Source organism: Sorangium sp. So ce375, from assembly GCF_051473855.1.
GTDB lineage: Bacteria > Myxococcota_A > Polyangia > Polyangiales > Polyangiaceae > Sorangium.
Genome location: NZ_CP150335.1, coordinates 8,217,722 through 8,229,413 on the forward strand (window position 1 = coordinate 8,217,722; position 11,692 = coordinate 8,229,413).

Below are 11,692 nucleotides of genomic sequence, written 5' to 3' on the forward strand. Positions count from 1 at the left end.
GTGTCGGCTCAGATCACGTAGGTCGAGCGCTCCGGCCGCCCCTTGCGGCGCACGCCGAGCTCGACGCCGCGCTCGCAGACGTCGGCGATCGACACCGAGTCGAAGCAGCGCTCGATCGCGAGCGCCAGATCGTGGAACACGGCGGTCGGCGGGTCGAGCGGCGAGCCCTCCGACCTGCCGTCGTCATCCGGGGCGATCACGGCGACCGGCCCCTCCAGGGCGCGGACGACGTCGCCCAGGCTGATCTCGCTCGCGGGCCGCGCCAGGTGGTAGCCGCCGCGCGGCCCCCGCTTCGAGCTGATGAGCCCGGCCTTCTTCAGGTCCTGGAAGATCTGCTCCAAGAAGCGCGCGGGGATGACCTCCCGCTCCGAGATCTCGCGGATCTGGGTCGGCCGCCCGTCGTTGTGGAATGCGATATCGAACAATGCGCGCACACCGTAGCGACCCTTGTTCGAGAGCTTCACCCGCAGCCATATGCATTGGTGCATCGGAGAAGTCAAGAACTGCACATTCAGCGACTTCCGCTTCTCTCCGTGCGACACAGCACCCGAACAGCGCACAAAAACCGGCCGCTGCAGCGAAATTCGCAGCAGAGGTTCACCGTTCGCTGCGCCGGCTCGACGCCCCCTCGGCTTCCTGTTGAACCGGATGGGACGGGTTCAGTAGGTTCGAGCTTTATACGAGGCTGCGAGTCGCCGCGTGTGCCCCCAGGGGCGCGCGGAACGTGATCGGCGCGCGCGCGCGTCACACGGTTCTGGCTGCGGCGCACCAACCTAGGAGTCGGCCGGTGGCTTTTTATCAAGACCCTCCCACACTCGGGAACCAGTACGACGACGACCGCGTGCTGCGGTCCTACCTCGCGCGGGTGCTGCCCCGCGAGGTGGCCGCGTCGATCACGCCCTCGCTGCGCGAGATGGGCGAGCTCGCCGGCGGCCGCCTCTACCGGCTGCAGCTCGCCGATCGCCCGAACGAGCCCAAGCTCACGTCGTGGGACGCCTGGGGAAGGCGCGTCGATCAGGTCGAGCTGACCCAGCTCTGGAAGGAGGCGGCCCGGATCGCCTGCGAGCAGGGGGTCGTCGCGACCGCCTACGAGCAGGCGCACGGCGCGTTCTCCCGCGTCCACCAGTTCGCGCTCGCGTACCTCTTCGACGCGTCGAGCGACGTGTACACGTGCCCGCTCGCGATGACCGACGGCGCCGCGCGGACGCTCCTCGCGAGCGGCAACAGAGCGCTCATCGATCGCGCAGTGCCCCGGCTCACAAGCCGTGACCCCGCGACCGCCTGGACGTCGGGCCAGTGGATGACCGAGCGCACCGGCGGCTCGGACGTGGGGCGGAGCGAGACGGCGGCGCGCCCGGGCCCCGACGGGGCTTACCGGCTCCACGGGACGAAGTGGTTTGCCTCCGCCGCCACGTCGGAGATGGCGCTCACGCTGGCGCGCCCCGAGGGCAACCCGGAGGGCAGCCGCGGGCTAGCGCTCTTCTACGTGGAGCTCGCGGGCGAGGCGGGGCGCCGCGAGGGTGTGGTGATCAACCGGCTCAAGGACAAGCTCGGCACCCGCAAGGTGCCGACCGCCGAGATCACGCTCGACGGCGTCCTCGCCACGCCGGTGACGGGCCTCACGAACGGCGTCCGGGCGATCGCGCCGATGCTCAACGTGACGCGCACCTGGAACGCGATCGGCGCGATCGCGGGGATGCGCCGCGGGCTCGCCCTGGCGCGCTCGTACGCCCAGGGCCGCGTCCAGTTCGGCACGCCGCTGGCGGAGAAGCCGCTGCACATGGACACGCTCGCCGAGCTCCAGGCCGAGTTCGAGGGCGCCTTCCACCTGACCTTCCGCGCGATCGAGCTGCTCGGGCGCGAGGAGACGGGCTCGCTCACCGACTCGGAGGCGAAGCTCCTGCGGCTGATCATCCCGCTCGCGAAGCTGACGACCGCGAAGCAGGCGGTGTCGGTGCTGAGCGAGGTGCTCGAGGCGTTCGGCGGGGCCGGCTACGTCGAGGATACGGGGCTGCCGCGCCTGCTCCGGGACGCGCAGGTCCTCACGATCTGGGAGGGCACGACGAACGTGCTCGCCCTCGACGCGCTGCGGGTGATCCTGAAGGACAGCTCGCTCGACGTCCTCGCGGCCGAGGTGGCGCGCCTGCTGACCGGCGTCGTCGAGCCGAAGCTCGCCGAGGCCGAGACGTCCGCGTCGCGCGCGGTGTCCCACGCCCGCGCGTGGATCAAGGAGATGGCCGCCGCCGACCGCCCCGGCCTCGAGGCGGGCGCCCGCCGGGTCGCGATCACCCTGGGCCGCGCGCTTCAGCTCGCGCTGCTCGTGCGACACGCCGCGTGGGCCATCGACCGCGAGCGCAGCCGGACCGCGCTGGCCGCCGCCATCCAGTTCCAGCGCAACGGCGTCGACTGCATCCGAGATCACGATCGCGACACGATCGAGGCCCTCGCCGAGACGCGACAGCGGCCCGACACCTGAACAAACGGTGGGGCCGACCCACTGAACAGAATCCCTCGCCGACCCGGGTGCGACGGCGTCGCAACCCGGGTGATGCGCCCCGATCCGCGCCCCGCCGGTGAGCTCCGACGATTTTTCCGCGAGCCCAGCGCGTTCTGTAAGTACGGAATTAACGTTTAGTTTCAGATAGTTGCGGATGAGATGCGACCGCGGAAGCGGGACGGCATTTGTCCTAGCGGCGTCCGAAGCCACTAGACGAGACAACCTGAACGGGCATACAGTAATGGACAGCTGCGGCGCTGAACGCGTGCCCGACTCGGGCGACGTGCGGGCGACCCCGTCCATGAAGGCGGGCTTCGTCGGCGCTTCGTCCGCTGTGGGGTGAGATCCGCCTGCGCGCGCCTCCGGCGCGTGCGTGGGACTTCGTCCGCCTCCTGGACGGATCGGGCTCGCGTGGCCCCGGGCACGCGTGCGGCGCGCGGTGTGGGCGAGCGCACACGACGAGCTGCGAAGAGGCGAGATGAAGACGCAATACACGCTGCTGTCCGGCGAGACGGTCGAGTTCGCGACGCCGACGGGCGAGCTGGGCGCCTTTCTGTCCCGGGTGCTGGCGGCGGTCAGGGATCCCTCGGTGTCCGACGTCGAGCTGCTGGATCTCGTGCTCGGTCCGGAGAACCCGCTGCTGGACAGAGCCTCCGTCGCGGGCCGGGGCATCGCGACCGCCGACGTGTACCGCGACCCGACGTTCCACGTGATGCTCGACTGCGTGGCGCGGAAGCGGCTGCCGCTCGAGGTGGCGCCGACGACGCCGCGGACGCGCTTCACGTTGACGGTGCCGGACGCGGCGCAGCAGCTCGGCATCTCGGAGAGCGCGGTGCGCCAGGCGATCTACGCGGGGCGGCTGCGCGCCAGCAAGGAAGGCGGCACCTACTACCTCGATCCGCACTCGGTCGCGAGCTACCGCGTGAGCAAGCGGGGGCCGCGACGCCAGGACCAGCTGGCGAAGGGACCGCCCGGGGGCGCGCTCGACGCGCGCATCGGCTCGGGGCCGGACGCGAGCTTCCGGGTGAAGCACAGCCGCGACGACTTCGAGCTGACGGAGAAGCGGGGCCCGGAATGGACCGGGATCGTCCCGGCGGGATGGCGGCGGATCGCCGTGCTCGGCACGTCGAAGGATCGCTCCCGCTACTGGGAGATCGAGCCCGCCGACGGCGAGAGCGTCCTGCACTTCGAGGGCTTCTACCTGCGCGGCGGCTTCCGCATCGTCGAGACCGTGAGCACCTCGCCGCGGGCCGTGGCGGCGTTCAAGGCGTTCCAGCCGCGATGAGCGCCGGAGGCGGGCGCGCGGTGAGCGCGCGGCGCGGCGGCCGGCTCAAAAGCGGGCCTGGGCGCTCGTGCCGAGACCGAAGAAGTCAGGGTTGACGAAGGTGCGCAGGGCCACGGTGCCGTCGGAGGGATCGCGCTCCATGAACGTGCCGTTGTTGTCGCGCACATACTGGACCCACGCGACCGCGGAGAGGATCGTGCTGATATCCCACTTGAGGCTCACGCGCGCCTGGAAGATGGGCACAGCCGAGGTGTCGTAGGGGAGGATCGACACACTGCCCTGCTCGCGCACGACGACGGTGCGCGCGATCGGCGCGCTCATGATGTCGAAGGACATCGTGCCGAACGAGGCGGGGAGCTGGAGCCCCGCGCCGATGCCGGGCGTGAGCCGCGCGGACGCGATGTAATAGTCGGCCGCGAGGGCGATGAACATCTCGTCATCCGTCGAGGAGCCGCCGGTCTCCGGGATGGACTGGAACGGGATGAAGCTCGGCTGGTTGCGCAGCACGAACGGCAGATCCCGGAACATGCCGGTGACGCTCGCGCGCGCGTAGCCGGATTTGACCACCGCCTGGAGGGCGGCGGCGCGGGCCGGCTGTCGGGTGGTCGCGCCCGCCGAGTCGAAGTCCTTGAGGTTCTGGAAGAGGTTCGAGGCCTCGAGGATCACGGCCCACGTCGTCTTGCCCGGCGTGTACGACTCGGCGTTGAAGAGGATCTGCGGCCTGTCCGGGTCGTTGCGATAGAGCATGAAGTCTACCGACTGCGGGACGGGCTCGCCCTTCGCGTGGGCGACGACGCGGGCCGAGGCGCCGTAGGTGTAGACCGGCTTGCCCGCGACGTCAGGCCAGTCGAAGCGGCCTTGCTGGAAGTAGCCGGCGCCGAGGTCGACGTGGACGTAGGGGTGAGGATCGGCGCCCCCGCCGAGGAGAACGCCGTAGTTCGTCTGCGCGATGCGGAACTCCTCGACCTCGCTCGTGCCGGGGGTGAGCACCCGCTGCACCTGCGTGAGGCTCGCGATCTTGAAGCCCGCGTACACGCTGAACCGCTCGGTGTCGAGCTGCACCTTCGCGCCGGGCGCGGTGCCGATGAGGCGTGGGAAGATCGATTGGTTGATGGACGCGTTCGTCCCACCCCACGAGATCTCGTACAGGTATCCGAGGCGAAACCGGTCCGTATCGAGCGGCCAGAGCGTGACGCCGATACCCGTCTTCCCATCGGCGCTGCCATCGGTGTGATAGAAGGCGCGAATGTACGAGCCGGCGTCGTAGAGCGCCTGATTGACGTTGTTGTTGTTCCGGGACAGCGCGGCGAGGTCGAAGCGCAGGACGAGCGAAGCCTCGGTGTCCAGCCCCTTGATGAACCCCGGCATCCGCTTGTAGAGCGCGAGGTGCGTCAGGTTCTCGCGCCCGCTGAAGCGGGAGTTGAGGTTGTCGAAGAAGAGCCGGTATTGCTTCCGATCGCCGATGCTGAGGTTCGGCGAGAGCGGCTGCGCCTGGCCAGTGTCGTGGAGCAGGTCGTCGTCGCCGAGGGTCCAGGTGAGGCGCGTGTCCATCGCATCCCCCGCGCGGACGGGCGGCTGCTCGGCCACGGGCGGCGGCGAGGGCGTGAGCCGCGGGAGGATGGGAGCCACGGGCGCGGGCGGCGCGGCAGGCGCGGGGGCAGGCGCGGCGAGGGCCGGGGCCGGTGCGACGGACGCGGGCGCCGGCGCGGCGTGGTCGGAGCGGGGTGCAGCGGGCGCGGGCGTCGGCGCGGCCTGGTCCGCGCCCGGCGCGGCGGGCGCCGGCACGGCCGGCGCAGGCGCGGGCGGCGGCTGCGGCTGACCAAGCGCCGGCGGTGCGAGCGTGAGCACCAAGGCCGCGGAGACAGCAGGGGCGCGGAGCGCGCTTCGGTTCATGGCGGGCGGTGGCTTTCCTGGGCCTGGGTGATCCGGCGAGCGCGGCGCGGCCGCGGTGAAGGGAGGAGGTGGCTAGTTTGTCTCCGCGTCGCTGTCGTCGAGGCTGCGCGTCCGGACGCACGCCTCCTTCGAGGACTTCGCGGCGGGCGCGCAGCCGGGCGCCGCGCAGACGAGATCGTCCGGACATCGGGCCTCGATCGTCCAGTTCAGCGAGCCGCCCGAGAAGTTCCGGAGCGTACCGGTCACCGCGTCGATCACCTCGCCCCGGTGAGACGTCGGATCGAAGGCGCTCACCGCGCCGGTCTGGATCTGGATCGTGCTCGACCCGTCCGTGATCTTGTAATTGCCGCGCGCGGAGTAGCTCGTCCATTCGCTGCACTCGGGATCGTCCGAGCACGCGTTCGCGCAGCTCCGCTCGGCCGGGCTCTCGAAGTCGACCTGCCCATCGCCGTTCAGATCGCAGCTCGACTGGTCGGCGGCGAAGACGTTGCCCCTCGCGGGCTTCGGGCCGAAGCGCTCGCTGATGTGGAACCCCTCGACACGCACGAGCCCGCTCTCGAGGCCCTCCATGGCCGAGGCGCCGGCGATCGTCGGCCCGTCGAGCACCGTGGGCTCCGGGACCAGGCACTCCGCTCCTTCCTGGACGGGCGCGATCTCGTAGGAAGGGAACGAGAGCTCGGTGAAGCCGAAGAACTCGTTGACCGTGCCCGCGAGGTACTCGAGCCGATCGCAGATACGCATGTTGGCAGGAGTGTTGAAATTGAAGGCGAAGAGGTGGTTGTAGCCGCCGCCCTGGCCGGCGAGATCGGTGACGTAGAAGCCGTCGCTCGAGACGCGCGTGACGACGACCTGCCGGGGAGCCGCGGTGTCGATCTGCATCGCCGCGGACGGGTAGGGCGTCGCCGAGCCGCCGCCCTGCACGTCGGCGATGCGCGGCAAGGCGTAGGCGACCGGCTTCGAGACGCCGGCGGCGAACGTGCCGCCCTCCTCGGTGTCGTCGTCGGCAAAGGCGCACCCGGGATCGGCGGGGAAGTCGATGAGCACGTCGCCCGGCGCGTCATCGTTGGCGCCGTTCGAGCACGCGGGCACGTCGCCCCGGGACACGGGCCGGTAGCCGAGGTCCTCGACCCACAGCCGGGTGGGCCCGTAGACGGCCACGACGCGGGCAACGCCCTCGGCGACCCCGGCCGTCAGCCGGATGTTGCGGCCGACCGCGACGCCCTCGTCGTCGGCCTCGACGTCGAGCACCGCCCCGGGCTCGACGCTGAGCCTGACCATGCCGTCGAACGGCGCCCGGCGGCCGGCAGCGTCGCGCGCCTCGATCCTGAACGACCAGGTGTCCACCGTGTCGCCGCGGTTGGCCGGCAAGGGCTCCTCGGCGGAGGGCGGCGCTTCCCCGTTCACCTGCACGACCTGGACCCAGAAGCTGGAGACGCCCCGGGGCGGCCCGCCGTCGCTGCCGCACCCGGCGACCACCGCGGCCGCGAGCGCCACACGGAGCCGCGCCCGCGGCGTCACTGCCCCACCATCCGCAGGCGGCCGTCGGAGAAGTTGCCGAGCCGCCGGTCGACGCACGCGAGGTACTTGCACTGCTCGCCCGCGGCGCTGCACGGGGCGAGCGCGCTCTCGCACCGCTCCCGCACGAACGAAGTCGGCGCGTCGGCGCAGACGGCGCGCTGGTGAGCGGCGACGTCGTCGCGGCAGCGGGAGAGCACACACGCGCCCCGAGAGCACGGCGCGGAGCCGGTCTTGCACGCCTGCCCCTCGACCACCGACTCGGGGCACGCGCAGACGAAGCCCTCGCCCACGCCCGCGCAGTCGGCGTCCCGCTGGCACGACGCGAGCTCGCCGCGCTCGTCCGCGCCGCACGGGCTGCCCGCGCGGATGTAGTCGATCAGCGCGTCGCGCTGCTGCACCTGGGTGTCGAGCTGCGTCGTGTTGCGCTGGAGCACGCGGAAACCGCCGCCGCCCTGGGCGAGGTAGCTGGACGTCGCGAGCTCGTAAGTCGCGATCGGATCGATCGGCCGCCAGCACCGCCGCGCCTCGACGTCGCAGCTGCCCACCTCCCCGCCCGGACAGTCGGCGTCGCCGTTCGGGCACGCGATCGCCGGCTGGCGCGCGCCGATGTACACGTGGGTCGCGACGCCGGGCGCTTCGCCATCGGAGGAGCGCGCGGCGCAGTCGATGACGACCCGCGCGCCGGCGATCTGCGCCTGCGATACGCACCCTCGGCCGCTCGATCGGCGCGCCACGAGGTCGAAGAGATCCTGCACCTCGAGGCCGGAGAGCTGCATCTTCGAGATCGAGTTGTCGAAGGGGAAGATGTTGAACATCTGCTCGACCGTCACCGGGCCGGGCACGAGGTCGGCGCGGATGCCCGTCGTGTTCGTGAGCGCGAAGTCGGTCTGGACGCCGAGGCGCAGCCACATCGCCCCCGCGATCAGGTTGCCGAGCGGCGAGTCGCCGCCGCTCGGCGCGGCGCGGCGCGAGCCGTCGAGCGCGTAGCCGACAAGGAGATCGAGGTTCGCGAGCGCGTCGAGCCCCTGCGCGTACGGCTCGAGCACCGAGGCGACGATCGGATCGGCGGGGACGTCCTCGGTCACCGGGAAGAGCTCGTACCGATCCGAGAGCACCTCGTAGCCGTTCAGCGGATCGTAGCCGCCGCCGAGCTCGGAGGCGTCCCTGGACAGCACGAGATCGAGCCGCCCGACGAACTGCGCGAACGCGCCGGAGTGCGCGAGGACCACGTCGCGCGGCGCGCAGTAGCGCCGGCGCTTCGCGCCGTCGCCGGGGGAGCGCTCGTCGTTCAGGAGGATGTAGTGGCTCTGCTCCTCGTCGTCGTAGTACAGCGAGCAGTCGCGGACGCGCTTCGGCGGCTGGAGCACGATGTGGTTGTGCCCGCCGAGCACGACGTCGATGCCCGTCGTCGTCTCGATCATCCGCTCGTCGCCGTCGAGGCCGAGGTGGGTGACGAAGACGATGACGTCGACCGTGGGGCGGAGCAGATCCACGTAGAACTGGGCGACCTCCGTCGTGTTCAGCGGGGTGACGCCGAGCCGGTTCGGCGCCTCGAAGATCGACGTCAGGCTGGAGAGGTTGCCCATCCCGACGACGCCGACCTTGAGGCCGGCGAGGTCGAAGACCGTGAACGGCTGAAGGATGGCGCCGAGCGGCGAGGCGCCGGGCTGCGCAGGGTCCTCGAGCAGGTAGTTCGCCGCGAGGATGGGGAAGCCGGCGTTTTGCTGGAGCTGGATGCCGAGGTTCAGCGCGCCGCGGTCGAACTCGTGGTTGGCGACGATCATGGCGTCGACGCCCATGGCGCCGAGGGCGCGGATCTCCGCCTCACCCGAGTAGAAGTTGAAGATCGGCGCCCCCTGGAAGCAGTCGCCGCCGTCGAGGTGCAGCGCGCGCGACGACCGCGCGCGCTCGCGGCCGATGAGATGGGACATGCGCGCGGCGCCGCCGACGTTCGCGATCGAGGTCGCCGCGCCGAGGCCGAGCGCCGCGTCGACCTGGCCGAGCTGCAGGTTGTACGGGAAGAGCCGAGAGTGGATGTCCGACGTGTGGAGCAGCGTCAGGTGCACCTGCCCCACGAGCCGCGTCGGTGGCGCCTCCTCCTCGCAGCCCGCCGCGCACAGGCCGAGCGCCACCGCGCAGGCGGCCAGCATGGCTTTTCGGGACTCCATGAAGCGGGCTCACGCTAAGAAGCCCACCGCGCAAGCTCAAGCAGAAAGGGGGTGCTGACGGCGGGTCGGACGGCCCGCAGCGCGGGTCACCGCGTGGCGCGCTCTCCCGCGAGCAGGTCGTAGAGGTCCGGCGCGAACGCCGCGGCGACGCAGCACTCGACCTCCTCCGCCGTCGCGCAGGCGAGCGCCTCGGCCGCGACCGCCTCGGCGTCGGCGACCGTCACGCGCCGGAGCGTCTCCTTGATCTCCGGGATCGCCGCCGCCTCCATCGAGAAGTCGCGGAGGCCGAGGCCGAGCAGGAGCAGGGCGGCGAGCGGATCGCTCGCCATCGCGCCGCAGAGGGAGACCGGCCTGCCGAAGTCCTGACCCGCCTGGATCACCTTCGTGATCAGGCGCAGGATCGACGGATCGAACGGCGAGGCCAGGTAGGCGAGCGAGCGGCTGGTCCGGTCGACCGCGAGCGCGTACTGGATGAGATCGTTCGTCCCGAGGCTCAGGAACGCGGCCTCGCGCGCGAAATGATCGACCATGACCGCCGCGGCGGGCACCTCGATCATCACGCCGAGCGGGATCTCGTCCGCGCACGGCTGGCCGCGGGCGCGCACCTGCTCCTGGGCGCGGTGGAGCAGCGCGCGCACCTGCCGGAGCTCGCCGAGGCCCGCGACCATGGGGATCATGATCCGCACGTCGCCGTAGGCGGAGGCGCGCACCATGGCGCGGAGGTGCTCGAGGAAGACGTCGGGGCGCGAGAGCGCGAGCCGGACCGCGCGGAGCCCGAGCATCGGGTTCATCTCGGGCGGCACCTGGAACGTGGAGACGAACTTGTCGCCGCCGATGTCGAACGTGCGCAGCGTGACCGGCTTCGGGCGGAGCGCCTCGACGACGGCGCGGAAGATCTCGAACTGCTGGTCCTCCGAAGGGGGGGACGTGCGATCGATGTAGAGGAACTCGGTCCGGTAGAGGCCGATGCCGTCGGCGCCCTGGTCGCGCGCGAGGATCGCCTCGGCCGGGAGCTCGACGTTCGCCCGGAGCGACACCTTGACGCCGTCCTTCGACTGGGCAGCCCGGTGCCTGGACTCCGAGAGCTCCTTGGAGAGCGCGACGTAGCGCTCGGCGCGGGCGCGCGCCTCCGCGAGCTCGACGGGGCCGGGGCGAACGACGACCGTGCCGCGCAGCCCATCGATCACCACGATGTCGCCCGTGATCACGCGCTGCAGCACGTCGCTGACGCCGACGACCGCCGGGATCTCCAGCGCGCGCGCCATGATCGATGTGTGGCTCGTCCGGGTGCCGACCTCGGTGACGAAGCCGACGACCGGCTCGTCGACCATCGCCGCGGTGTCCGCCGGCGAGAGGTCGTGCGCGATGAGGATGGTCGGCCCGGAGAAGCGCGGGAGCGCCGCGCCGAACGTCGCCGGCATGGCGATCGAGTTCTGCAGCTCGATCAGGCTGCGCGTGGAGAGCGGCGAGGTGTCGCGCGAGGACGGCGGCTCCTGGGGCGGGAGGCTGAAGGCGCGCAAGAGGCGCTCGCCGACGAACATGACGTCGTGGCTGCGCTCGCGCAGGTACGGGTCGTCGAGCGCCGCGAAGCGACCCGCGATCGCCTCGCACGCGGTCGCCACCGCCCACTCGGCGCAGCGGCGCTCCTCGATGACCTGGCGCTTCACGGCGTCGGCGAGCGCCTCATCGCCGAGCATCAGCAGGTAGGCTTCGAGGATCGACGCCTCGGCGCGGTGATCGCCGATGCGCTTCGCCATGTCGCGGAGCTCGTCCTGCGCGCGCTCGACCGCGGCCTCGAAGCGCTCGAGCTCCGCCGTGATCTCGCTGGAGCCGACGCGACGGCGCGGGTGGTTCGTCCGGTGCCCGCCCATCACGACGGCCGCGCCGATGGCGACCCCGGGCGATCCGGAGATTCCCCGCAGCGTCTCGGTCCGGGAGCCGGGCGGCATCGAGTCGACGCGGGCGGCGGGCGCCGCCGAGTCGCTCCGGGCGGCGTCCGCCGGTGCGGGGTGCTCGCCCGGGGCGTCCGAGGAGAGCGCGCTCGGGCCCCGCGTCACTCGTGCTCTCCGAAGCGCGAGGCGATCAGCTCGCCGATGGCGGAGACGGCGTCGGTGGCCTGATCGCCCGTCGCGCTCACCTCGATCTGGGTGCCCATCGAGCCGCAGAGCAGGAGCACGCCCATCACGCTCTTCGCGTTGGCCGACTGCCCGTCCGGCCCGGTCAGCGAGATCTCGCAGTCGTAGCGCCCGGCGAGCTGCACCAGCTTCGTCGCCGCGCGCGCGTGGAGCCCGCGCACATTGATGATCGTGAATCGCCTCTTCACCGCCTCGG

At 71.6% G+C, this 11,692-nt stretch carries 8 protein-coding genes; 2 read left to right on the forward strand and 6 right to left on the reverse strand.

Going from position 1 to position 11,692, the window contains the following annotated elements:
- Nucleotides 1–8: 8 nt before the first annotated feature.
- Nucleotides 9–488, reverse strand: a complete 480-nt coding sequence (locus WME90_RS30405) for an RrF2 family transcriptional regulator (protein ID WP_437275520.1) — start codon at nucleotides 486–488, stop codon at nucleotides 9–11.
- A 299-nt stretch (nucleotides 489–787) separates the two neighbouring features.
- On the opposite strand from WME90_RS30405, the gene WME90_RS30410 reads away from it, so the two are divergent.
- Together WME90_RS30410 and WME90_RS30415 are read left to right on the forward strand one after the other, a co-directional pair.
- A complete protein-coding gene (locus WME90_RS30410) occupies nucleotides 788–2,476 on the forward strand; it encodes an acyl-CoA dehydrogenase family protein (RefSeq protein ID WP_437275521.1) in 1,689 nt (562 codons plus the stop codon).
- A gap of 499 nt (nucleotides 2,477–2,975) precedes the next feature.
- The gene (locus WME90_RS30415) at nucleotides 2,976–3,782 is read left to right on the forward strand and encodes a helix-turn-helix domain-containing protein (protein ID WP_437275522.1); all 807 of its coding nucleotides are present in this window, start codon (nucleotides 2,976–2,978) and stop codon (nucleotides 3,780–3,782) included.
- Between the two features lie 45 nt (nucleotides 3,783–3,827).
- Here WME90_RS30415 and WME90_RS30420 read toward each other — a convergent pair whose 3' ends face one another.
- The 5 genes from WME90_RS30420 to WME90_RS30440 all read right to left on the reverse strand — a co-directional run bounded on the left by WME90_RS30420 (nucleotide 3,828) and on the right by WME90_RS30440 (nucleotide 11,684).
- The gene (locus tag WME90_RS30420; RefSeq protein ID WP_437275523.1) at nucleotides 3,828–5,675 is read right to left on the reverse strand and encodes a hypothetical protein; all 1,848 of its coding nucleotides are present in this window, start codon (nucleotides 5,673–5,675) and stop codon (nucleotides 3,828–3,830) included.
- Between the two features lie 72 nt (nucleotides 5,676–5,747).
- The gene (locus WME90_RS30425) at nucleotides 5,748–7,193 is read right to left on the reverse strand and encodes a hypothetical protein (RefSeq protein ID WP_437275524.1); all 1,446 of its coding nucleotides are present in this window, start codon (nucleotides 7,191–7,193) and stop codon (nucleotides 5,748–5,750) included.
- Nucleotides 7,190–9,361, reverse strand: coding sequence for a bifunctional metallophosphatase/5'-nucleotidase (locus WME90_RS30430; protein WP_437275525.1), 2,172 nt, complete (start codon nucleotides 9,359–9,361; stop codon nucleotides 7,190–7,192). The genes WME90_RS30425 and WME90_RS30430 overlap by 4 nt, the downstream gene beginning before the upstream one ends.
- A gap of 86 nt (nucleotides 9,362–9,447) precedes the next feature.
- A complete protein-coding gene (ptsP, locus tag WME90_RS30435) occupies nucleotides 9,448–11,418 on the reverse strand; it encodes a phosphoenolpyruvate--protein phosphotransferase (RefSeq protein WP_437275526.1) in 1,971 nt (656 codons plus the stop codon).
- Nucleotides 11,415–11,684 carry an HPr family phosphocarrier protein gene (locus tag WME90_RS30440; RefSeq protein ID WP_437275527.1) on the reverse strand — a complete coding sequence of 90 codons (270 nt, stop codon included), beginning with the start codon at nucleotides 11,682–11,684 and terminating at the stop codon, nucleotides 11,415–11,417. The genes ptsP and WME90_RS30440 overlap by 4 nt, the downstream gene beginning before the upstream one ends.
- Between the last annotated feature and the right edge of the window lie 8 nt (nucleotides 11,685–11,692).

What these genes read in the sequence shown, in the direction of transcription:
- WME90_RS30405 (WP_437275520.1), bottom strand. Translation starts at nt 488, where the DNA reads ATGCACCAATGCATATGGCTGCGGGTGAAGCTCTCGAACAAGGGTCGC.
- WME90_RS30415 (WP_437275522.1), top strand. Translation starts at nt 2,976, where the DNA reads ATGAAGACGCAATACACGCTGCTGTCCGGCGAGACGGTCGAGTTCGCG.
- WME90_RS30420 (WP_437275523.1), bottom strand. Translation starts at nt 5,675, where the DNA reads ATGAACCGAAGCGCGCTCCGCGCCCCTGCTGTCTCCGCGGCCTTGGTG.
- WME90_RS30430 (WP_437275525.1), bottom strand. Translation starts at nt 9,361, where the DNA reads ATGGAGTCCCGAAAAGCCATGCTGGCCGCCTGCGCGGTGGCGCTCGGC.